This window comes from Sphingobium lactosutens (genome assembly GCF_013393185.1).
GTDB lineage: Bacteria > Pseudomonadota > Alphaproteobacteria > Sphingomonadales > Sphingomonadaceae > Sphingobium > Sphingobium lactosutens_A.
The window spans coordinates 31802-55561 of the sequence record NZ_QJQX01000083.1 but is presented as its reverse complement, the minus strand read 5'-3'; the positions used below and the strand labels follow the sequence as shown (position 1 = coordinate 55561).

Sequence of the window (23760 nt, the reverse complement as noted above, 5' to 3'; positions counted from 1 at the left end):
CTTTCAGTGCGGGCTGCAGGCTGGATCAGGGGTGGTAGCTTTTGCCTTCGGCGTCCGCCTTCGCCTTGGCGGGGCTGTCGGCGAACAGGTCGTTCATCTTGGTCGGCAGGTTGGGCTGCACATACCAGTCGGCCGGGAAGTCGGCGGCATGCGGGCCGTCGATATTGCGGTTGACGAGGCCGGAACTGGTCTTGCGAGTGTAGGGGACGACATGCGCGCCCTTGTTATTGGCCAGCTGGTCGAATAATGCCTTTCGCAGGGTGATCTTGGTATCCAGCCATTTGGGATCTTCGATCAGATTGTGCATCTCGTCCGGATCGGTCTTGAGGTCGTACAATTCCTCCAGATCCCAGACGCCATGATATTGGATATATTTCACCCGATCGCGCTCGATCGCGAAGGTGGTGGGCGTCTGCGGGAAACTCCATTCCCAATAATATTCATAGACGAAATCGCCGGGGTTCCAGGTCTTTTCGTCGATCTTGCCCTCGGCGACGGGCAGGAAGCTCTTGCCCTCCATCTGGGCGGGCTTGGCGATATGGGCGATATCGAGGAAGGTCGGCGCCAGATCGAGATTGCGCACGACCGCTGGGTTGGTCACGCCTTTTGGCACCATGCCGGGCGCCCAGACGATCATCGGCACGCGGACCGAAGGTTCATAGGCGTTGCGTTTGTCGATCAGCCCATGTTCCCCGATCAGGAAGCCATTGTCGGAATAGAAGACGACCATCGTATTTTTATCGAGATGGTTCTTCTTCAGATACGCCAGGATGCGACCCAGGCTCTCATCCACGGGGGACAGGGTGCGATAATAGTCGCGCACCTGTTCCGTCATGGGATTGTTCGTATGATAGGGGAAGTCGGCGCCGTGCCAGCTATTGCGCTGGTTACGGACCCAGAGCGGCTTGCCCGCATTATTTTCCGGCGTGTCCGCCATGCTGGCGGGCAGCTTGATCCGAAGGTCGCTATATTGCGCCTTGTAGCGATCGGGCGGCAGCGGGTCGCTATGGACCGCCTTGTGGCTCAGATAGAGGAAGAAGGGCTTGGACTGATCGCGGCCCTTTTCCAGCCAGTCCATCGCATAATCGGTCAGTTCGTCAGTGATATAGCCGGTGCGTTTGACGTGCGCGCCATCGACGTTAAGCATCTGCCGCTCGCCCGCCGCGACCTTCTCGGGCGACAATTGCTCGGTCGGGAAATAGGTGCCTTGCCCCTTGAAGCTGACCCAGCGGTCGAAGCCGGGGCGCGGGGCGTCAGTGTCGAAACCCATATGCCATTTGCCGAAGAAGCCGGTCTGATAGCCTGCCTGTTGCAGATATTTGGGGAAGAAGGTCAGCCCTTCCTCCGAACTGTTATTATTGTCCACCACGCCATGGTTGCGCGCGGTCTGGCCGGTCAGGATGGTCGCGCGGCTGGGCGAGCAAAGCGAGGAGGTGACGACGGCATTGGGGAAATAGACGCCGTCCTTGGCCAGCCGGTCGATATTGGGCGTCTGGAGGCCCGGCGTCAGGAAGCCCATCGCGTCGTAACGCAGATCGTCCACCAGCACGAAGATCATGTTCGTGGGCTTGGGCTGCGGCGCGTTCACCGGCTTGGCGAAGGCGCCCGGACCCAGCAGGGTGCAGGCGGCGATCGCGGCGGCGCGCAGCGCGCGGCGGGCGTTGGTCATGGACGGGGTCCCTTCTTGTCCCGGATGATACAGCGAAAGCAGATATGGCTGGTCGTACTGTCCACCGCCTGCGCATGACGGGCGGCGGGGCGATAGCGTTGGCAATAAGTGGCGGCGCACAGATGTGATCCGCCCTTCAACACCTTGCGCGGAATGGCGATGTCAGGCGTGGCGGGGTAGGTGCGCACTGGGGAGGTGCGCTCATAGCCGTCCTCCAGCGTGTTGCCGTAGGGGAATGCGCCCTGCCAGTAATTGGCCATCATGGCGCCGCCGTGCAGGTGAATCATGCCGTCTGTCACTGGGCAGACGCCTTGAGGACGATGCCGGCGCCGCGCTTGTAGGCGGGGGCGGGGCCATCGTCAGGCAGGTCGGGGCTTTGCGCTTCGACATCGGCCATGGAGCGGGGGATCGAGAAGGGCAGATGCCCTTGAGCTACGGCACGACCGGTGACGATGTCCAGCACGGCGGCGTCGCTGGCGCCGAAAGTCACCAGCATCGCCTTTGCCATCGGTTCGATCGCGGTCAGGACTGCGGGGCGATCCATTTCCACCGCGACGATAGTGGGGACATGGGCGGCGGCGCGAGCGATGGCCTGCACATCTTTGTCCTCCGGCCGGAAGTCGAGCCGCCCTTCATGCTGCCGCGCGCCGAAGAAATGATGCGGGTGCAGCGTTTCGAACGGGGTGCTGGTGCGGACCAGCGCGATGTCGGCCTGCGCCGGGTCTTCCACCACGGTGAAGCCGGCCGTCCGGGCGGCAGCGGCGTCGACATTGTGCAGCCAGATGCGCTTGTCCGGCGCGACCGGCAGGGTCGCGCTGTCGTTGCGCAGCAGGATCTGGCTGGCGCGCTGGACGGCGTCGGCTTGCTGCTGCGCCTGCGGGTTGCCGACGATCCGCGCGGCTGCGGCTTCGTCGACATAAGGGTTGTCGAACAGCCCCTGCTCGAACTTCAGGCGCAGTACGCGGCGGACGGACTCGTCAATGCGCTTTTCGCTGACGAGGCCTTTGGCGACGGCGTCCAGTATCGGAACGGGATCGTTGGCGCCGCCGAACTGGTCGATGCCGGCATTCAGCCCCTTGGCGAAGCGCGTCGTCTTGTCGGTCGTCTCCATGCCCCATGGCGTGCCTATCGAGGCGGGCGTCTGCGGATGGGCGGCGTCGGGCGCCATGCAGGCCTGCGGGCAGTCGTTGGTGATCGACCAGTCGGAGACGATTAGGCCGCGATAGCCCTTCTCACCGCGCAGCAGGCCGGTCAGCATCTGCTTGTTGAAGCCGGCGGCGACGGGTTCGATCGGCTGGTTTGCGATTTTCGGGCCATGTACGATGACATAGGTGGGCATGACGCCGGCACTATGGGCGGCCAGGCTGTCGTCGAAGGCGCGGATATGCTGGGCGAAGGATGCGTCGGTCAGCGGCGCGTTGCGGCCATAATGATTATGCCCGTCAAAGCCTTCGGGTTCGGCGCCATAGCCGACCCAGTGCTTGACCACGATGGCGACGCCATCGGGACGGACGCCGGTGCGGCCATGCTGGAACCCGTCGACATAGGCGCCGGCGAGGCGCGATACTTCGGCCGGGTCGGACCCGAAAGTCGCGGCGAAGCGCGGCCAGCGCGGTTCGGTGGCAAGGTCGGCCTGCGGCGAGAGCGCCATATGGATGCCGACCGCGCGATATTCCTGCCGAGCGATATTGCCGAAGCGGCGCACCGTTTCGGCGTCGCCCAGCGCTGCGAAGCCCAACGTATCGGGCCAGAGCGAGAAGCCGCCGCCGGTGGTGCTGGCGCCGAGCGTTGCCTGGAAATGGTGGCGCGGATCGGTGCTGATCGTGGCGGGAATGCCGAGGCGGCTCGCCTCTGCCAGCTTCTGCACCGCATTGTTCTGCGCTGCCAGTTCGGATGGTGCCACGACGAGGCGGGTGATGAAGCTGGTGATATGCCGATCGTTGAGTAGCTTCGCGGTCGCGTCGGCATCATAGGTCTTGCCCGCAAAACCGATGGCGGAACCGGGCGTGGGCAGGGTGCCGTGCAGCAGCATCCCGGCCTTTTCCGCCAGCGTCATTTGTTTGAGCAGATCCTCGACCCGGGCGGCGATAGGCGTGCGTGCATCCTCATAGCGGTCGAGCCGGCCATTATGGTTGAGGTCGCGCCATCCGGTGGGCGGTGGCGATCCCGCGCCACCCAGCGCCACCACCAGCAGCGACGCCGCTATGATCCTGCGCCTCACCATGACAATTGTTCCTTCCCGCAAAAGGCATCGACCGGGCTGTTGCCGGTGAAGGGCGCATCGCCCGTCAGTCGCTCCACCAGTGCCGTCTGCACATCGGGCAGCGAGGCATAGGCGTTGATATAGGTCGCAAAATTCGGCGCGTCATACAGATAATAGGGCTGGCCGAAGGAGACGAGCAGCGTGGTGATTTCGCGGTTGAACTGGATCATTCCGTTGCGTGGGCTGGCGTGCAGCTTGGCGAAGTCGAGGAAGATATGGCTGAGCGAGGGCGTCGCTTCCTGCCCGATCAGATAGAGGATGAGGTCGGTGTCGTCGGGCGTCGGCATCGCTTCGGGATCGAAGCTGCGCACGGCAAAGCCCCGGCTTTCCAGACCCGCGATCAGCGGCGTGAAATCGCGATCGGGCGCGCCGGAGAAGAAGCTGGAGCCTTCGTCGGAGATGATGAGTACGCGCTTGTGCTTATCCGGCACGATCGGGATCAGCGTGTCGCGATCCTTGACCAAGGTGATGCTGGCGGCGGCGGCGCGGGCGGCCTGATCCAGATGGGCGGGCTGGCGTAGCAGGGCGCGGGTCTGCTCGACCGGGGCGATGCGGTCGTCCGGGGTCATGCGGTGCAGTCCCAGTTTGGCCTTCAGCGACAGGAAGCGGGTGACGGCATCGTGGAGGCGCTGCTCCGACAGGCGGCCGTCGCGCAGGCCCTGTAACATGAAGCCCATGTCGGCGACCGGATCGCGGCTGAACAGGAAGACGTCGCAGCCACCCTCGATCACGGCGGGCACCGCTTCGGCGCGGGCCATCCAGCTGGTGAGGCCGCCCATGACGGTGGCGTCCGACACGATCAGGCCGTCAAAGCCCAGGTCGCCGCGTAGCAGATCCTCGTTTAGCAGGCGCGAGACGGATGCCGGCTCGAACGCCTGTGCTCCGGCCTGCGGCAGCTTGTCGCGAACATAAGCGGGCAGGGCGATATGGGCCGACATGATAGTCATCACGCCATCGTCGATCAGCGTGCCGAAGATACGGCCGAAGGTTGCGCGCCATTCGTCCATGTCCATGTCGTTGACGCTGGTGACGAGATGCTGGTCGCGATCGTCCAGCCCGTCGCCCGGCCAGTGCTTGGCGCAGGCGGCCACGCCCTGTGCCTGTAGCGCACTGACATAGGCGCGAGCCTGAGCGAGAATGCGGTCAGGTTCGGAGCCATAGGAGCGGGTGCCGACCACCGCGTTGCGGAAGGCGCGGTTGATATCGACCACCGGCGTGAAGGACCAGTTATAGCCCAATGCCCGGCTTTCCAGCCCGACGATGCGGGCAAGGTCGGCGCTCAGCGTCAGGTCGTCGCAGGCGGCGATACCCATCTGGTTGGGGATGGCGGTGGTGAAGGGCGCGCTGACCGTGCCACCCTCAATATCGCCCGACAGGATCAGTGGCACTTCCGATCGTTCGACCGCATGGCGCGTCGCCGCCCAGGCGGCGTTGAGATCATGGGTCGGGAAGCGATGGATGCCGCCCGGCGCATGGCTGAGCAGGCCGTCGGTTTCCGCGATGCTGTCATGGCGTGCGGACAGGACGAACAGTTGCGCGATCTGCGCCTCCAAGCTCATGGCGTCGCGCGTTTTTTCCACCCAGGCCATGTCCTCCGGGGAGAGGACGAGAGGACCGGCACTGGGTGAAAGCAAAGAAGTAGGATTGGGAATGATGCTGCTCATTTCGGATCGGTGAAGGCGTCGTCGTAGCGGGCGCGCTTGGCGAAGATTTCGGGCGGCTCGGCCAAGGCAGGGGTGCTGTATTTGCGGGCTTCCCGCCACCAGAGCGCCTTCATCTCCGCCAGCTTGGCGGGATTGCTGGCGGCAAGGTCAGTGCTTTCGGAAAAGTCCTTCGACAGGTCGAACAATTCCCACCGGTCCTTGGCGAAGTCGGTACCATATTTGTGCATCGCGACCGCGCGCCAGTGGCCCGCGGTGATGGCACGCTGGCCGCGCAGTTCGAAATATTGGACCGGACGCGTGGCGGCTTGCGGATTGTTGAATGTGGCGCGGATGGAGCGGCCGGCGACGGGCACCTGCACCACGCCATTCACCGTCCGGGCAAAGCCGGTGCCAGCCGCGTCCAGCAGGGTGGGGGCCAGGTCGATCGGGTCGACCATCTGCGTACGCACTGCGCCCTTGTCCCTGATGACCGCCGGCCAGGAGAGGATCATCGGGGTGCGGACGCCACCGGCATAGGGCCACACCTTGTAGCGGCGGAACGGGGTGCCGCCGGCCCAGGCCCAGGGGCGGGGATATTCGGGTTGCAGCTTGTCGGTGCCGATATCGTCGATGCGCGCCCGCTGCTCGGCGAAGCTCAGTTTGTTGGGACGGTACATCTTTTCGAAGCTGCCCTCCTGACCGGCTTCTGATGCGGCGCCATTGTCGGAGATCAACAGGATGATGCTGTTGTCATATTGGCCGCTGTCCTTGAGCCGCTGGACGACCCGGCCGATCTGTGCGTCGGCATGTTCGAGAAAGCCGGCATAGGTTGCCATGTAACGGGCGAAGACGGCCTGCTCATCGGCGCTCAACTGGTCCCAGGCGCGGTCGCCGGCGGCGCGGATCGTGTTGACGGCGCTGGTGGGGATGATGCCGGCTTTCTGCATCCGTTCGAAGCGCTCGGCGCGCAGCGCGTCCCAACCCTTTGCATATGTCTCGCGATAATGGTCGATATAGGCGCGGGGCACCTGTAACGGGGCATGGCCCGCGCCCATCGCGAAATAGAGGAAGAAAGGCTTGCCCGCCGCATCGTCTATGTCGGCGATGGCATGGTCGGCCATGTCGGCGGAGAAATGATAGCCCGGCTTGTCGGGCTTGGGCAGCGCCTTGTTTCCGTCGATCAGGTCGGGATGATATTGGTCGGTCCAGCCGCTGTAGAAGCCATAGAAACGGTCGAAGCCGCGCTGGAGCGGCCAAGACGCATTGTTGCCGGGCGTGCCGTCCTCAAATTCCGGGCCGAGATGCCATTTACCCACACCATAGGTGCGATATCCTGCGGCTTTCAGCGCCTGCGGCAGCATCTGGGCGTTGGTGGGCAGTTCGCCACGGTCGCGGCTCATATCATTGGTGCGCTGGTTGGTCGGCAGGTCCGCCATCCGCACCGTCTGGTGATTGCGCCCGGTCAGCAGCGCCGCGCGTGTGGCGGTGCAGATCGCTTTGCTGTCGAAGCGATTATAGCGCAGCCCGCCGGCGGCCAGCGCGTCGATATTGGGGGTGCGAATTTCGGAGCCGAAAGCGCCAAGGTCCGAAAAGCCGACATCATCTAGGACGATGAGTACGATATTGGGTTTGACCGGTGCGGCAAGCTTTGGTGCTGCGTGCGCACCGGAGACGCCAATCGCCGCCGTCAGCATGGTGGCCGCCATCAAGAGACGCTTGCCCATTCGTCCTGCTCCCTCCCCGAAGAATAGAGGCGCGGCGGCAAGGAACCGCCGCGCCCGACCGATCAGAACTTCACGCCGAGCGTGGCGCCGAAATAGCGGTCCGCATCCTTGTTGAAGGTGCCGACCAGATCATAATTGCCGCCCAGGAACGAGGTGTGGCCGATGCTGGTCAGATAGTTTTCGTCGAACAGATTCTTGACGAACAGCGTCAGGCTGTAGCGACCGTCAATCTGCTTCACGCCGATGCTGGCGTCGACCAGCGCATAGGCCGGCTGTTCCAGCAGCGGGTCCTGCTCGACCGAGAAGTTCATCGCGCTCTGGAAGTTGACGCCCACCTGCGCGAAACCGGCATAGTCGGTGCCCGGAATCTGCGCCTCATAACGCGGCGCGATGCTGATCTTCCACTTCGGGCTGACCGGCAGGGTGGCGCCGCGCAGATTCTGCGTCGGCGTGACGCCGGCCGCCGTGCGGTAGCAGACATTGACCGGCGTGCCCGACATGATCGGCGCGGTGGCGGCGATCTGCTGCGGGCAGTTCAGGCCGTCGATATCGATCTTCGCGTCCGAATAGGTGACGGCGCCGGTTAGGCTGAAATGATCGTCGGGACGGACGGTGGCCTCGATTTCAAAGCCCTTGGTGCGCGACTTGCCGGCGTTGGTGGACACAAACTGGACCACGCCCGACGCAATGTCGGAGCGGTTCGCCTGCACCTGAAGATTGCTGTAGTCGGCCAGGAACAGGGCGGTGCTGACGCTCAACACGCCGTCGGCGGTGCGACCCTTGAAGCCCAGTTCATAGGCGTTGACATGTTCGGGCTCCAGCACGCGCTGGTTGGCGAGGTCGGCTGAGATTTCCATCTCGTAACCCAGCCCCTTATAGCCACGGGTATAGCTGCCATAGACCTGCGCATTGCGGCTGAACTCATATTGCAAACCCGCCTTGCCGGTGACGGCGGTGTCGCTGGCCGTGATGGATCCGCTGGTCGAGGCATTGCCGGGAAAGATCACGTCACCCGCGACGATCGGCGCGGTGCGGGTGCCGCTGTTGGTGCCCTTTTCATATTGTACGCGCAGGCCGCCAATCGCTTTCAGGCCCCCGGTGATGCGATAATCGACCTGACCGAAGGCGGCGATGCTGTCCTGTTTCAGGCGGATGTCGCTCTTGGCCGACTGCCAGATGATGTTGCTGGTGGCGCATGGCTCACCGAAAGTGCCGGCGGTGCAGCGGGCGCGGCGGCGATCGAACGGCCGTTCGATATCCGAATGCATGTAGAAGACGCCGGCGACATAGTTGAGGTCGCTGTTGCCGTTATTGGCGATGCGCAGTTCCTGGCTGAAGGCGCTGAGGTCCACGATGCCATGATTCTGGCTGAAATAGGAATAAGTTGCGTTGCTGCCGACGAACAGTGGCACGGCGCTGTTGATGCGCTCGATCGGCTGGTTCACGTCCAGATAATATTTCTGATAGGCTGTGATCGAGGTGATCGTCGCGCCGCCCAGATCCCAGTCGGCCTGCAACGAATAGGTCTGCTGCTTGCTGTCCGAGCGGGTCACGGTTTCGTCATTGAGCGTGCGGTTTTCGCGGGTCGCATCGATCGGGCCAACCAACGTTTGCAGGTTCGGGTTGGTGATCGCGATCCAGGTCGAGGCGCAGCAATCGGCATTGCTCTTGCGATATTCGGCCGAGAGCAGCAGGTTCAGATTGTCGGTCGCATCCCATTCCAGCTTGCCGCGCACGCCCCAGCTCTTCGAGCCATTGTCCCAGCTGTTGGTGGCGATGTTGCGGGCGACGCCGCGCACGTCGTTGTAAAAGCCGGTGACGCGGGCGCGGAGCGTGTCGCTGATCGGGCCGGATACGGTGCCGCGGGCGCGATATTCGCCATGTTCGGCGATGGTCGCTTCGGCCTTGCCCTCGAAATCGCGCGAGGGGCGGGCGGTGGTGACGTTGACCACGCCGGCGGTGGCGTTCTTGCCGAACAGCGTGCCTTGCGGCCCGCGTAGCACTTCGACGCGCTCGATATCGGCAAGGTCGGTGAAGCCCTGAGTCTGGCGCACGGCAACGACGCCGTCAACCACGGTCGAAACGGAGGATTCGACGCCCTGACCGAACAGGGCGGTGCCGATGCCGCGGATGCGGAAGCTGCTGTTGGTAGGGGTGGCGCCCTGCTGGAAGGTCAGCGAGGGGACGGCCTGCACCAGTGAACTGCTATCGTTGATCTGGCGGTTGGCTAGCGTATCGGCGCCCACGGCGGTCACGGCCAGCGGCACGTCCTGAAGGCGCTCTGCACGCTTCTGCGCGGTGACGACAATGTCGGTGCCATCCTGCGGTGGCTGAGGCGCGCTATCCTGCGCCATTGCAGTTGCAGGCATCAGGGCGATGCCCAGGCTGAGTGCGGACACCGCGGCGCGGCGCATCGTCATGGTCTTGGAAAAACGCATATATCCTCCCCTAATCCGCGGCTGTCCTGACGCGCGGTCGTGCAAACTCAATACCCACCAGCGGTTTGGCCGCTTGGTTGTAGCGCTAAATCTTCTCTTGCAGCGATGATGTCAATAGCAATATTTTAGCGCTACATTTTTCTTGAAAGTCGCGGATTCTTTGCCACAGGGGCAGTGCCCGCCATTTGCAACCGCCGGCGATATAGCGTTAAACAGGCGAAGGCGCGGGGTGCGCCTGTCAGGGAGTCGTCCATCATGGCCCGTTCGGGGCGTCGTGCCAGCCAGGCCATCACCATTCAGACGGTCGCAGACCATGCCGGGGTGTCGGCCATGACCGTGTCCAACGTCCTCAACAATAGTCCAAAAGTGCGACAAAGCACGCGCGACGCGGTCATGGCGGCGGTGCGCGAACTCAACTATGTGCCCAACATGGCAGCGCGCTCGCTGGCCAGTGCCAGCGTGACGCGGATCGGCCTGTTATACCGCAATATCGAAAATGCGTTTCTCAGTTCCATATTGGTTGGCGCGCTGGATGCGACCAGTCGGCTCGGCGCGCAATTGTTGCTGCGTCCGCTGGAAAGCGGCGATCCGAAGGAAATCGAGCAGCAGATGCAGGGACTGGTAGAAAATGGCGCGCACGGCATCCTGATCGTGCCACCCTATTGCGAGGTTGCCAATCGCCACGGCCTGACCCGCGACTTCCCGGTACCAGTGGTGGCGCTGTCGCCGGGCGATGCGCTGCCGGGCGATCATTGCGTGCGGATCGACGATTATGGCGCGGCGCGCGACATGACGGCCTATCTGATCGGCTTGGGGCATCGGGATATCGGCTTCATTCGCGGCGGCGCCGGTCATCTGATCCACCGCACGCGCTGCGAAGGCTATCAGGCGGCGCTGCGAGATGCGGGCTTGTCAGTCCGGCCGGAGTTGATCGCAACTGGCGACATGAGTTTCGAATCGGGGCTGGTCGCGGGCGCGGCGCTGCTGAACCTGCCTGACCGGCCGACCGCTATTTTCGCCAGCAATGACGATATGGCCGCCGCGATCGTCTCAATGGCGCATCGGCGCGGGCTGGATGTGCCGCGTGACCTGTCGGTGGTGGGCTTTGACGACACGCCGATCGCGGTTAAGATTTGGCCGTCGCTTACAACTGTCAAGCATCCGGGCAAGCAGATTTCTAGTGAAGCAGCCATGCTGGCTATCGCGCTTGCCAAGGAAAAGAACGTCCGACCTTTTCCGACGGTAAGATATCTTGAGCATCAACTTGTTCTGCGAGAGTCCGTCAGTTCGACTGGTAGTCATAAGAGTCTCGCTGCACAAAATATGTGACGTGGCCGCGTGTAGGCCCGATTTTTGCGGGCAAGCCTTTTGGCTGTCAGTGAGGATTTCGCATAGGGCAGTAAGTCACGCCTGACCTGAACGACAACCATCTCGGGTTCGTTAGTTGAAACTGCCTGTTTCCGATCGGCCAGCCTTACTCTCAGCAAAGCCTGGTGGTAGCCCTGCGTCTCGAGATGCAGTCGCATCGCTATGTCTTTGGCGAGGCGGTGGAGAATGACCGTCACCGCACCGCTTTCGTCGAGGTGTCGATCGGCGGCAAGAATGACGCGACGACATGGTTGGCGGGGGCTGCCATCCAGCTGGACGACTATCGCTCCAAAAGCACTTTCAGCCTTCGACTATAGTCAAACCGTGCCTGCCTTGTTCGTGTAGGGCAAGCAGGACCTGGCCGACAGGCTGACGCTGGCTGGCGGTCTGCGCTGACGCCCATAGCGACTATGGCTCGCATATCAGCCCGCGGTTTTCCGCGCTCGATCGGCTCGGTCCCTGGACGATCCGCGCTTCGCTGGGGCGCGGATTCTATGCGCCGGCGCCCTTTGTTGAGGAAGCGGAGGCCGACGGCTTCGCGCGCCTGCTTCCCTATGGGAAGCTCAAGGAGATAGCCAACAGCGGCTCGATCGATTTTGGCTATGCCAAAGGGCATTTCGAGGCGAACCTGTTTGCGTCCAGCATAGACCATACCCAATAGTTGCAGTCGCTGGATGACAATCCCTATCGGACGCGAAGCAGGCCCTATGTCCAACTGGGGGCGATGGGCAAATTGGTGGTGGGCAAGGTGAGCCTGTTCCTCAATGCTGAGAACCTGCTCTATGTGCGGCAAACGAAATATGATCCGCTGCTCCTGCCGCGCCGGGCTGCGACGGGTGCATGGACGGTCGATGCCTGGGCACCGACCGATGGCTTGGTCCTCAACGGAGGGGGGTGGACCCGCTTCGGTGGAGAATAGGCGCGCTTCTCAGTTCGCCACCGGCCTGACGGATGATCTGCCACCCGCCCGACAAGGCCAGAGCGGCCATGATCGCCGCGACTGCGATGTCCGGCCAACCCGTGCCGGAGCCGAACACGCCCAGCGCGGCGGCGACAACGGCGATGTTGCCGATCGCATCGTTGCGCGAGCATATCCATACGGAGCGCCGGTTGGCGTCACCTGCGCGGTGGCGCCAGAGCATCGCGGCACAGACGAGGTTGGCGACCAGCGCGATCACGCCCACGATGCCCATGGTCTTGGCGGCAGGAACAGCGCCCTGCGCCACCATCCAGACGGTGTTGCCCAGCACCCACAGGCCGAAAAGCAGGATCGACACGCCTTTGGCCAGCGCAGCCCGCGCTCGCCACACCAGCGCCATGCCTGCGACGCCGAGGCTGATCGCATAATTGGCGGCATCGCCCAGAAAGTCGAGCGCATCGGCCTTGAGCGAAGCGGATCCGGCGGTGACACCGGCGACAATCTCCACGCCGAACATGACCGCATTGATGACGAGCGCGATCCACAGCACGCGCCGCCAAGCCGCGTCGTTCAGCTTTTCCGTGTCGTCCTGTGATCCGCCACAGCATCCGCCGGCCATATGCATCTCCTGTTCTCGGTGATGACCGGCTATATAGGCCCTGTAGCAACTACAGGGTCAAGAGCATGGCATTCACGATCGGCGACATGGGAAAGGCGACGGCCACGAAGATCGAGACGATCCGCTATTATGAGAAGATCGGTCTGCTGCCCAGACCGGCACGCACAACGAGCAATTATCGGGACTATGGGCAGGCGGAACTTGGCCGACTGTCCTTCATCCGTCGGGCTCGCGACCTCGGCTTTTCGCTCGATCAGATTCGAGCGCTGCTGAGCATCTCGGGCGATCGCAGCTGCGATTGCGCCGGTATCGACAGGATCGCCAGGGAGCATCTGCTGGAAGTGGACCGCAAGCTGGCCGACCTTGCCGCGCTTCGCAAGGAGCTCAAGGCGGCGATCGATTCCTGCGATGGCGGCATCGTTGCCGATTGCCGTATCATCGAAGCGCTTGGGCCGGCACAGCCAACCTGAGAATGCCGCTGTTCCGCCCTTCTGGGGGTAGTAACTGCCAATCCCTTCCTCACCAGTTTTGCCGGCGACACAAAGAAAAGCGATCGGTCTGAACCTGAGCATCAAAAATGGCGGTTGAGCGACCGACAAGGACCGACGACGGAAATGGCTGTTCCGCGCCAATCCTGACATGTAAAGCTCCAATGGTGCAGCCTGCAGCCGCCATTTATTGATATTGTGAAGAAGAATCTTCTGGCGGCGAGTGCCAAAGTTAGGTTGACCAAAGTTTCCAGGCAACCACGGCATGTGTCAGTTCCCTGACCGTTCGTTTTTGGGGTTTTCCGCCTTCAAAAGACCGGCGTCGCACGCAAAGCGACACAGCAATTTTCCAAAGCATGGCATTCGAGAAATCAGGTCTTCGCGCGTATCTGCCCCTCAAACTCCGTAAGGCGCGTCAAACACCATATTGCTTTATGTATAACGCGTGATACTTTGATGGCAATACGGATCGATAGGAGGGGTGTGGGTGAAGAAAGCTCTACTGTGGGGTGCCGCTTGTATGGCGATGATGGCGCCAATGGTCCTTCCCAACGCGCAGGCGCAGGGCGCTTCGGCCTTGATCACCGCTCATTCGCCGGAAGCGGGGGCGCCGCCGCCTGCATGGCCCAGTCTGCCCCAGGCGGCGAAGGGCGCGCCTAATGTCCTACTGATCATGACGGATGATGTTGGCTTTGGCGGATCCAGCACCTTTGGCGGAGCAGTGCCGACCCCGGCCTTCGACAGTCTGGCGAAAAGTGGTGCGCGTTATAATCAGTTCAACACCACGGCGCTCTGCTCGCCCACGCGCGCCGCTCTGCTGACCGGGCGCAATCCCCATATGGTGGGGATGGGCGAAGTGACCAATAATTCCACTTCCTATCCCGGCTACACCTCTATCATCCCCAAATCGGCGGCGACCGTGGCCCAGTTGTTGCGCGCGGGCGGGTACAGCACGGCGATGTTCGGCAAGGCGCATATCACCCCCGATTGGGAGCAGAGTCCGGTCGGTCCGTTCGACCGTTGGCCCACGGGCCTTGGCTTCGAATATTTCTACGGCTTCCTCAATGCCGATGCCGACCAGTTCGTGCCCGCGATGATCCGCAACACCACCCCGGTCGATCCCGGCACCGGACGAACCGACTATATCCTGGACGAAGACCTTGCCAACGACGCCATCGGCTGGATCGACCAGAAGGAGTCGCTGGCGCCCGACAAGCCATTTTTCGTCTACTATGCGCCCGGCGCTGCGCACACGCCGCATCAGGCGCCCAAAGAGTGGCTCGAAAAATTCCGGGGCAAATATGACGGCGGCTGGGACAGGCTGCGCGAGGAGATATTCGCCCGGCAGAAGAAGATGGGCATCATCCCCGCCGATGCGAAGCTGACGCCCCGGCCGCAAGCCATTCCGGCATGGGATGGGCTGAGCGTGGATCAGAAGCGGCTTTATGCCCGGCATATGGAGGCCTATGCCGCTACACTGGCCTTTTCCGACCATCAGATCGGCCGCGTGATCCAGCATCTGAAGGACACGGGTCAGTATGAAAACACCCTGATCATCTACATTCAGGGCGACAATGGCGCGAGCGCGGAGGGGTCGTTGGACGGTCTGCTCTATGAGCAGAGTTGGCTGGCCCGGACGCCCGAGCCGATGGAACTCAAAATGGCGAACATCGACAAGATCGGCACACGCGATCTCTACGCCCATATGCCCGCACCATGGGCATGGGCGATGAATAGCCCGTTCCAATGGTACAAGCAGGTGGCGTCCCATTTCGGCGGTACGCGCAACGGCCTTGTCATGTCGTGGCCCGGCCATATCCAGCAGGGCAGCGCCGTGCGGTCGCAATTCCACTTCGTGTCAGACATCATGCCGACCATATTGGACGCGGCGAAGGTCACGCCCCCCGCCGAGTTCGAGGGCGTGAAGCAGCAACGGATCGATGGCATTTCCATGGCCTATACCTTCACCCAGCCCAAGGCGCCGCCGCACCGCACGGAGCAGGTGATGGAAATGCTGATGAACTTCGGCATCTACAAGGATGGCTGGTTCGCCGGGTCCACTCCGGCCCGGCATGCGTGGGAAACAGGCAAGGTCATCAACCTGACCGCCGACCAGCGTAAATGGGAACTCTACAATGTCGCAAAGGATTATTCGGAAGCGAATGATCTGGCCGCCAAGGAACCGCAGCGTCTGGCCGCGATGCAGGATCTGTTCTGGAAGCGGGCGGCTGAGAACCAGATTCTGCCGATCCACAACAGCATCGCGGGCTTCGGCATGGAGGGGCGGCCCTCGCTGGCCGAGGGGCGGACCGAGTTTCTGTATCGCTCTCGCGTGCGCCGCGTGGGGCTGAACACCGCGCCGCCCATCGTCAACCGGTCCTTCACGATCGAGGCGGACATCACCGTTCCCGCCTATGGCGGCACCGGCGCGATCATTGCGCAGGGGGGCAAATATAGCGGCTACAGCTTCGCCATGGTCGAGGGGCGGCTGATATTCGGTCACAACGCGGTGCCACCGCATGTGTCGGTGGTGCGATCCACCGAGGCGCTGACGCCCGGCAAACATCATGTCGTCGTCGATTTCCAATATGATGGCGGCGGCAATGGCAAGGGCGGGGTGGCGACTATATCGGCCGACGGCAAGCAGATGGCGCAGGGACGCATCGTCCAGACCATGCCGCGTTGGCTGTCCCATACCGAAGGGTTGGACGTCGGGGCGGACACCACGTCGCCGGTGCTGCCCGATTATCAGTCGCCCGCAGAATTTACGGGCAAAATCAGTCAGGTGAAAATCCATTTGAAGTGAGCGGGCCATTTGAAGTGAGCGGGAAGGGGGTGTTCCGATGCATTCGGGTGACGCGCTCCTTCCCTAACCAACGACGAAAAGTGAGGATGAGTTATGAAGGTGCATGCGGCCATAGCGCAGGCGCTCCGCGACAATGGCGTGGAGGTGCTGTTCGGCCTGATCGGCGATGCCAATCTTTACATGGTCGACTCTTTCGTGCGCGATTGCGGCGGACGGTTCATCTCCAGCGCGAATGAGGCGGGCGCCACGCTGATGGCGCTGGGGTATAGCAATGTGAAGGATGGTCTGGGCGTCGCATCGGTCACGCATGGCGCCGCCGTCACCAATACGCTGACGGCATTGGTCCATGGGGTGAAGGCGCGGGTTCCGATGCTGCTCCTAATCGGGGATACGGCGGTTGCGGATCGCGAGAATTTCCAGAACACGCCCCAGCGCGATCATATCGTCGCGACAGGGGCGGGCTTTGAGCAGTTGCGCGCACCCGCAACCATCGCGCAGGATGTCGCGACCTGCATCCGCCGCGCCTTTGTCGAAAGACGGCCGATCGTGCTGAACATTCCGGTGGAGTATCAATGGCTGGACACCGGCTATGAGAAGGCGCCCTGGAAGCCGGTGGATACGCGCTTTACCGTGCCTGAGAGCGAGGATCTGGACAACGCCATCGGCATCATCGCCGCCGCGCGTCGTCCCGTAGTGCTGGCCGGTCGAGGCGCGATCAGCCCGGAGGCGCGAGCGGCGGTGCTGCGCTTCGCCCGGCGGATCGAGGCGCCCATGGCGACCACGCTTCAGGCCAAGGACCTGTTCCGGGGTGAAGATTTCGACCTTGGCATTTGCGGCACGCTGAGCCAGCCGGCCGTCATCGACAGGCTGGTCGAGGCGGACTGCATCATCGCCTTCGGCGCCAGCCTGACGCCCTATACCCTGTCCCATGGCGCCTTCGCGAAGGGCAAGCGGTTCGTGCAGGTCGATCATGACCCGGCGCAGTTCGGCCGCTATATGACACCCGACGTCGGCGTGCTGGGTGATGTGGCGCGTACCGCCGACCTGTTCGTGCAATGGCTGGACGCGGCGGAGATCGATGGCGCGAAAGCGCGTGACGAGACGCTGGCCGCGACGCTCGCGGCTGCATCGCCCTGGGACGGCATGGCCGAACCGTCACCCGACGAGCCGGTAGACATGCCGCGCGCGATCTGGCTGCTGGAGCGCGCCTTCCCACGCGATCGCACCGTTGTGACCGATGGCGGCCGCTTCCTGACGGAGCCGTGGAAGAATTTGCGCGTGCCCGATCCGCGCCAGTTCCTGATCACGCTGGCTTTCGGATCGATCGGCCTTGGCATGGGCCATGCCATCGGCGCGGCGCTGGCCCGCCCCGATGCGCCGGTCCTGCATGTCACCGGCGATGGCGGCTTCGTGCTGGGTGGCCTTGCCGAATTCAATACGGCGGTGCGTCACAAGTTGGACGTCGTCACGGTCATCTGCAACGACGGCGCCTATGGCGCGGAACATATTCAGTTCCGTAACAAAAATATGGACCCAGAATTGTCGGTGTTCGAATGGCCCGATTTTGCGAAGGTGGCCGACGCGCTGGGCGGTCAGGGCTTTTCCGTTACGACCTTCGGCGATCTGAAGCGCGCGATTGCCGCCATTGAAGCGCGTGACCGCCCGATCCTGATCGACATGAAGTTCGATCCCGACGCCATGCCGCCCTTGCCGTAAAGGCACCGGCGAAGATCATGCGAAAGGGGGGAGTGCTCGCGCGCTCCCCCCTTTTTGCGTCCGTTCAGGCAGCGCTGCGCTGCTGCTCTTCCTTGATCTGGTTGCTGACATGCAGGCCCGCGACATAGCCGAAGGTGAGGCTGGGCCCTAAGGTCGCGCCAGCGCCGGGATAGGAGCCGCCGAATACATTCTTCTGGTCGTTGCCCACCGCGTAAAGCCCTTGGATGGGCTGACCCGCCTGATCGATCACGCGGGCATATTTGTCCACGTTGATCCCGGCAAAGGTGCCGATTTCGCCCGCGAACATCTTGATCGCATAATAAGGGCCCTTTTCCAGCGGCCCAAGGCAGGGGTTGGGCCATTTACTCTCGTCATCGCCCTGATAGGCGTCGTAATCGTCGGCGCCGCGCTGGAAGTCCGGGTCGATGCCCTGCTTGGCGAAGCCGTTGAACCGTTGCACCGTATCGACCAGAGCAGTGGGATCGACGTCGATCTTCTGCGCCAGTGCGGCGATGGTCGGCGCCTCTACCAGATAGCCGGACTTGATATAATGTTGGCGCGGCATCGGCTTGGGACGGACGCGGCCCATGCCCCATTTGTCGATCGCTGCCTTATCTCCGATCAGCCAGCAAAAGCCGAATGCGTCGCCCCGCGTCGCTTCGATGATCTGGGGCACGAAGCTGGAGTAGGCGCAGCTTTCATTGCCGAACCGCTTGCCATGGCGCGTGACGCAGATGAAGCCGGGTTTCAGCCGGTCGACCAGATGCGGCCATACGCCCTTCGGCCCGGCGATATCGGGCTGGACCGACGTCGGCATCCAGGCCCCGGCATTCGACACGTCATTGCCGAACACGCCGCCCACGCCCTCCGCCATGCGCGCGCCATCGCCGGTGTTGCCCGGATTGGCGACCGACCGGGGCGTGCCGTCGAAGGCGTTGGAAGGATAGGCTTCGCCACGCCGCTTATTGTCATAGGGAAAGCCTCCGCTGCCCAGAATCACGGCATGTTTCGCCATGATCCGGCGTGGCCCGTTCGGACCGTCGACCATGGCGCCGCGCACGACGTCGCCTTCCTTGATCAGGCTTTTCGCCGGGGCGTTGAGCAGGATCGGTATGTCGAGTTCGAAACAACTCTGGGCCAGCCGCGTGATCAGCGCGCCGCCGCGCACCACGCGCCGTGCGCCGCCGTAGATGGCAGTATGGACAAGGTGCAGCGCCATCTTGCCCGCCACGGCGATGAACGCCTTGGGCGAACGGCCGGCCTTGAAGAATTGCTGCATTTCGACGGATGACCCGATCGCGAAACCCAGAAACAGCAGTTGCGGCAGCTGGCGTTTCAGCTGCTTGAAATGCTTGCCTAGCTTCTTGGCGTCATATTCCGCCGCGATCAGCGAACGGGTTTTCGCTGCGTTCGGATTCTTGAAATAATAATCGGGATATTCCATCCCGTTGAACTTGACGTGGGTTTCCCTTTCCAGAAACGCGATCATTTCCGGGCCATATTTCAGGAAGGCGTCGATCCGGTCGATTTCGGCATAATTGCCCGCCTCCTCCAATATGTAAGTGCGCACCTTTTCCAGACTGTCGGGTTCGCCCAGCCTTTGTTCGATGGCGGGCGAATGATGGTTGCCGGGAATCCAGAGCATGCCGCCCGATGTCGCCGTGGTGCCGCCGAATACGTCCTGCTTTTCCGCCACGATCACGTTCATGCCCGCCTTGCGCGCGGTGATCGCCGCGGTCAGCGCGCCGCCGCCGCTGCCGATCACCAGCACATCGCAGGCGAGATCGCCGCCCATCTGGTCCGCCTTGCCTGTCACGCCACTCTCCTTGTCGATCACGCATCGGCCGGCCGAGGCGCGGCTAGGCCGCCTGCTAAAACAGGTCACATGGCTTGAATATGCCCTGATCGCCACGGATGCAATGGCTCGCGCAAAATTTAACACGCGCAATAAAGATGGGTGTGGTCGGAAATAAAAAAGTCCACATGGCTTGTAAATTTGCAGGTGAGGTGGCATGATCGGATCAAGCAAAGAATGACAGGAGAGCGATCGTGGCCGACTTTGACGGACCGCTGAGGTCTGATCCGCCGGGGCCTTCATGGGATGAGCTGGCCGAAGGCGACAGCCGCAGCGTCCCCGAATTTCTGAGGGGCGAGTCGTGGCAGGATCTGGGCGACGAGAAACTGTCCGTGGACCGTTATATCTCGCCGGAATTCTTCGCTCGCGAATGCGCTAAAATGTGGCCCAATATATGGCAGTTCGCCGCGCGGGTCGAGGAAATGCCCCAGCCGGGCGACTATGTCCTGTATGAGAATGCGGGCCGTTCCTATCTGGTCGTGCGGCAGGATGACGGGTCGCTTCGCGCCTTTCATAACGTATGCCTGCACCGTGGGCGCAAGCTGCGCACCGAAAGCGGCTGGGCCACGGATTTCACCTGTCCCTATCATGGCTTCAGCTGGAATAAGGATGGCGGGCTGAAGAAGGTGCCATGCCGTTGGGACTTCCCCGACATGCAGGATGCGGAGATGACGCTGCCGCAGGCGCAGGTGGGCGTCTGGGGCGGCTATATCTTCATCAAGGAGAATGAGGGCGGGCCGACGCTGGAGGAGTATCTGGCGCCGCTGCCGGATCATTTCGCGCGCTGGCGGCATGAGGACGCCTATACGACCGCCTGGGTGGGTAAGGTCATCAAGGCGAACTGGAAGGCTTGTGCGGAAGCCTTCATGGAGGCCTATCATGTATCCGCCACTCATCCGCAGATCATGCCCTTCACCGGCGACGCTAACAGCAAATATATGATGTGGGGGGATCATGTGAACCTGGCCATCACCCCGTTCGGCGTGTTGTCGCCACAGATCGAGGGCGAGGCGACCGAGCAGGACATCATCGACAACTTCCTGAAATATAACGGCCGCGTGGTGGAGCCGGGCATGACGCTGACGGTGGAGGAGGGGATGACTGCCCGCGCCTCCATGGGCGACCATAACCGCAAGCGGTTCGGCAAGATATTTGGCCGCGATCTGGACGAGGCGAGCGATTCCGAAGTGCAGGATGCTCTGACCTACAATGTCTTCCCCAATTTCTCCCCCTGGGGCGGTTTCCAGCCGACGGTAGTCTATCGCTGGCGGCCATGGCCGGACCAGGATCATACGCTGATGGAAGTGCGTCTGCTGGGCCGTTTGCAGCCGGGCGAGGCAGCGCCGCAGCCCGAAATGATCCTGGTGCCGGAAGGCGGCAGCTATGCCGACCATCTGGGGCAGCTGGGCAATGTGCTGGAGCAGGACATGAACAACCTGCCGGAAGTGCAGGCGGGCATGAAGGCATCGAAGACGGGTCTACTGCGGCTGGCGCGCTATCAGGAAAGCCGGGTCCGTCATTTCCAGCATACGCTCGACAAATATCTGGCGCGCGAGGATGACGATGCCTGACAGGGACGCTCTCGATATATTGCTGGCGAAGCAGGCCTGTACCGAACTGGTCTACACGCTAGCCCGTGGTCTTGACCGGTGCGACAGGGGGATGCTGCTGTCGGTCTTTCATCCCGACGCGACCGACGATCATGGTGGGTTCAAGGGGAGCGCGGCGGAGTTTGTCGATTGGGTCGTCGAGCTGCTGCCGACTATGGAACGCACGCAGCATCTGATCGGCAATGTGCTGATCGATGTGGCAGGCGACCATGCCGTGGGAGAGGCCTGTTTCATGGCCAATCACGACATGAAGAATGCGCAGGGCCAACCCATCCGCATGATAGCGGCTGGCCGCTATCTCGACCGGTTCGAGCGGCGCGAGGGCTTGTGGAAGATCGCCCATCGCCATGCGGTCTACGATTGGAACGCCAATCTCGACCGGACCGACACATGGGACCGATCGCCCGGCAGCCCGCGCGTCTTCGGCGAGCGGGGGACAGGCGACCCCCTCTACGCCCACCGGGCATCATTGACATAAGCAGAAGGACAGGATCACGATGAGCGCAGGCAAGCGACTGGAAGGCAAGCGGGTTTTCATTCTGGGGGCAGGGGCGCCGGGCGGCATCGCGGCGGCGATCGCCGGGCTGTTCCGGGCTGAGGGCGCGATCATTGCGCTGGCTTCGCCGGATGTCGAGCAGGCTGCGGCGGTGGCCGACGACTGTCAGGCGGTCGGCGTCGTGAAGATCGACATCCTCGACGAACGGTCGATCCACGACGGCGTGCGGCAGGCGGCCGAACTGCTGGGCGGCGGAATCGACGTCGCGATCAACGCGGCGGGCGTCAACCGCAATGCGCCGCTGGCCGAGGAAACGGCCGACGCGCTACTGTTCCAGGCACGCATCCATTTCATCGGAACGGCGCTGTTCATCAAGGAGGTCGCCGAATCCATGCCCAATGGCGGATCGATCATGACCATGTCCAGCGTCACGGCGGAACTGACGACGCCGCGTCTGGCCGCCTATGCCGGCAGCAAGGCGGCGGCGGACAAGGTCGTGAAGGTGGCGGCGGTGGAATATGGCGATCGCGGCATTCGCGTGAACTCGCTGGCGCCCGGCCTGACCAGCACGCCGATGACGGCCGCTTATTTCGCCGATGAAAAGGTGGTGGGCGCCTTTCAGCGGGAAATCCCCATAGGCCGCCTTTCGACCGTGGATGACATCGCGGCGGCGGCCCTGTGGCTCGCCAGCGACGATTGCATTGCCACCGGCGACACCATCCGCGTCAGCGGCGGCGCGCATTTGCGCCGCCTACCTGTCGCCCGCGATTTTGTCTGAACCAGAAGCAGGGTAGTCATGAGCGACATTCAGCACGCGCCGCTCCATCGGATCGGCATAGACGCTAGCAAGGCGCCGGAGCCCGCGTTGGGCGACGCGCCGATCAGCCCATCGCGCTATTTCGACCGCGACTTCTGGAAGCGCGAATGGGAAGGCATGTGGACGAAGACGTGGCAGGTCGTCGCGCTGGAGGAGCAGCTTCGCAAAGTCGGCGATTATGTGACCATGGAGTTCGGCCCGGAGGTCATACTGGCCGTGCGCGGCAAGGATGAGAAAATCCGCTGCTTCTACAATGTCTGCCCGCATCGCGGCATGATGCTGGTGCCCGAAGAGACGGGCAATGCCCGGCGGCTGACCTGCCCCTATCATGCCTGGTCGTTCAGCCTGGAAGGGCAGATCAAGACGGTGCCGGACCTGCCGGACTTCCCGGCCGAAGCCAAATGCATGGAAAAGAAGCTGGTTGAGATCAGGTCCGACATATGGGGCGGCATGGTCTGGTTCAACATGGACGACGACTGCGGACCGTTGCGCGATTTCCTGGCGCCCGTGGCCGAGCAGATGGAAGCCTATCCGATGAACCAGATGGTCCGCACCCTGTGGGTCACGGTGGAGGGCGATTTCAACTGGAAGCTGGTGCAGGACAATTTCAACGAGTCCTATCATGTGTTCCATGCCCATCCGCAACTGAAGTTCGTCGCGGAATTTTCCTATCTCTATTCGCAGTTCGACCTGTATGAGAGCGGGCACAGCCGAATGCTGATGCCCGGCGGCCAGCCGAGCCAGACCGTGCGCGGCAGCGAGCCGGAAGTGATCCGTCAACTGGGCGAGCATCTCAAATTCTGGGGTCTGGACCCGGAGGATTTCCGGGGACGGATGCACGACCTGCGGGCGGCATTGCAGAAGCAGAAGCGTCTGCTGGGCAAGGAGAAGGGCTATGACTTCTCCCGCTATGACGACAATATGCTGACCGACAACTGGCACTATACGCTGTTTCCGAACCTGTCGCTCAGCCTGAAGCCGGACGGCAATATCTGGCTGCGGGCGCGCCCACACCCGACCGACCCGGAAAAATGCTATTTCGACATGTGGTTCCTGAACCTCTTCCCTGAAGGTCAGACCAGCTATTACTCGCCCACCCTGCGCGACACGGTCAGTCTGGACGTTCCCGCGCCGCACCAGACGGGCAAGGCGGGCGACTATACGATGGGGCCGACCATCGATCAGGATGTGGCGATCTGGAGCAAGCAGCAGAAGGCGCTGCATTCGCGCGGCTTCCAGCGTGAATGTCTGGCGGGGCAGGAGCGGCGGGTGCGCTTCTTCCACGAGAATCTGGACTGCTGGCTGGATCGGCACGCACCGGTAGAATAA

Annotated in this window: 16 protein-coding genes and 1 pseudogene; 9 read left to right on the top strand and 8 right to left on the bottom strand. The window is 62.6% G+C overall.

Annotated features, from left to right (window positions below):
- Positions 1-25: 25 nt before the first annotated feature.
- The 6 genes and pseudogenes from DM806_RS24600 to DM806_RS24575 form a co-directional block, all read right to left on the bottom strand.
- Positions 26-1669: a sulfatase family protein gene (locus tag DM806_RS24600; protein WP_179045783.1), complete on the bottom strand. Its 1644-nt coding sequence runs from the start codon at positions 1667-1669 to the stop codon at positions 26-28.
- Positions 1666-1941, bottom strand: a pseudogene (locus DM806_RS24595) (SUMF1/EgtB/PvdO family nonheme iron enzyme); the annotation flags it as partial. The pseudogene DM806_RS24595 and the gene DM806_RS24600, both read right to left, overlap by 4 nt.
- A gap of 23 nt (positions 1942-1964) precedes the next feature.
- The gene (locus DM806_RS24590) at positions 1965-3893 is read right to left on the bottom strand and encodes a glycoside hydrolase family 3 protein (RefSeq protein ID WP_179045782.1); all 1929 of its coding nucleotides are present in this window, start codon (positions 3891-3893) and stop codon (positions 1965-1967) included.
- Positions 3887-5521: a glycoside hydrolase family 3 protein gene (locus tag DM806_RS24585; RefSeq protein WP_256869479.1), complete on the bottom strand. Its 1635-nt coding sequence runs from the start codon at positions 5519-5521 to the stop codon at positions 3887-3889. The genes DM806_RS24590 and DM806_RS24585 overlap by 7 nt, the downstream gene beginning before the upstream one ends.
- Positions 5522-5592: 71 nt before the next feature.
- Positions 5593-7299, bottom strand: a complete 1707-nt coding sequence (locus DM806_RS24580; RefSeq protein WP_179045780.1) for an arylsulfatase — start codon at positions 7297-7299, stop codon at positions 5593-5595.
- Positions 7300-7361: 62 nt separating this feature from the next.
- Positions 7362-9737 carry a TonB-dependent receptor gene (locus DM806_RS24575; RefSeq protein ID WP_179045779.1) on the bottom strand — a complete coding sequence of 792 codons (2376 nt, stop codon included), beginning with the start codon at positions 9735-9737 and terminating at the stop codon, positions 7362-7364.
- Positions 9738-9992: 255 nt separating this feature from the next.
- Here DM806_RS24575 and DM806_RS24570 point away from each other — a divergent pair, with 255 nt between their 5' ends.
- Both DM806_RS24570 and DM806_RS24565 read left to right on the top strand, forming a co-directional pair.
- Positions 9993-11066 carry a LacI family DNA-binding transcriptional regulator gene (locus tag DM806_RS24570; protein ID WP_179045778.1) on the top strand — a complete coding sequence of 358 codons (1074 nt, stop codon included), beginning with the start codon at positions 9993-9995 and terminating at the stop codon, positions 11064-11066.
- A 164-nt stretch (positions 11067-11230) separates the two neighbouring features.
- A complete protein-coding gene (locus tag DM806_RS24565; protein WP_179045777.1) occupies positions 11231-11422 on the top strand; it encodes a hypothetical protein in 192 nt (63 codons plus the stop codon).
- 564 nt (positions 11423-11986) lie between these two features.
- On the opposite strand, the gene DM806_RS24560 is transcribed toward DM806_RS24565, so the two are convergent.
- On the bottom strand, positions 11987-12643 hold the full coding sequence (locus DM806_RS24560) for a cation transporter (RefSeq protein ID WP_179045776.1): 657 nt from the start codon (positions 12641-12643) through the stop codon (positions 11987-11989).
- 65 nt (positions 12644-12708) lie between these two features.
- Here DM806_RS24560 and DM806_RS24555 point away from each other — a divergent pair, with 65 nt between their 5' ends.
- The 3 genes from DM806_RS24555 to DM806_RS24545 all read left to right on the top strand — a co-directional run bounded on the left by DM806_RS24555 (position 12709) and on the right by DM806_RS24545 (position 17653).
- Complete coding sequence (locus DM806_RS24555; RefSeq protein WP_179045775.1) at positions 12709-13113, top strand: MerR family transcriptional regulator; 405 nt, start codon at positions 12709-12711, stop codon at positions 13111-13113.
- A 556-nt stretch (positions 13114-13669) separates the two neighbouring features.
- Positions 13670-15937, top strand: coding sequence for an arylsulfatase (locus DM806_RS24550; protein WP_256869478.1), 2268 nt, complete (start codon positions 13670-13672; stop codon positions 15935-15937).
- 93 nt (positions 15938-16030) lie between these two features.
- The gene (locus tag DM806_RS24545; RefSeq protein ID WP_179045774.1) at positions 16031-17653 is read left to right on the top strand and encodes a thiamine pyrophosphate-binding protein; all 1623 of its coding nucleotides are present in this window, start codon (positions 16031-16033) and stop codon (positions 17651-17653) included.
- A 64-nt stretch (positions 17654-17717) separates the two neighbouring features.
- On the opposite strand, the gene DM806_RS24540 is transcribed toward DM806_RS24545, so the two are convergent.
- Positions 17718-19469, bottom strand: a complete 1752-nt coding sequence (locus tag DM806_RS24540) for an FAD-dependent oxidoreductase (RefSeq protein ID WP_372859752.1) — start codon at positions 19467-19469, stop codon at positions 17718-17720.
- Positions 19470-19702: 233 nt separating this feature from the next.
- Between DM806_RS24540 and DM806_RS24535 the strand changes: the two genes are divergently transcribed.
- Genes DM806_RS24535 through DM806_RS24520 form a run of 4 tightly spaced genes read left to right on the top strand, consistent with a single transcriptional unit; the run spans position 19703 to position 23760 of the window.
- On the top strand, positions 19703-21079 hold the full coding sequence (locus DM806_RS24535) for an aromatic ring-hydroxylating oxygenase subunit alpha (protein ID WP_179045773.1): 1377 nt from the start codon (positions 19703-19705) through the stop codon (positions 21077-21079).
- A complete protein-coding gene (locus DM806_RS24530) occupies positions 21072-21596 on the top strand; it encodes a nuclear transport factor 2 family protein (protein ID WP_179045772.1) in 525 nt (174 codons plus the stop codon). The genes DM806_RS24535 and DM806_RS24530 overlap by 8 nt, the downstream gene beginning before the upstream one ends.
- 19 nt (positions 21597-21615) lie before the next feature.
- On the top strand, positions 21616-22392 hold the full coding sequence (locus DM806_RS24525; protein WP_179045771.1) for an SDR family NAD(P)-dependent oxidoreductase: 777 nt from the start codon (positions 21616-21618) through the stop codon (positions 22390-22392).
- A gap of 18 nt (positions 22393-22410) precedes the next feature.
- Positions 22411-23760: an aromatic ring-hydroxylating oxygenase subunit alpha gene (locus tag DM806_RS24520; protein ID WP_179045770.1), complete on the top strand. Its 1350-nt coding sequence runs from the start codon at positions 22411-22413 to the stop codon at positions 23758-23760.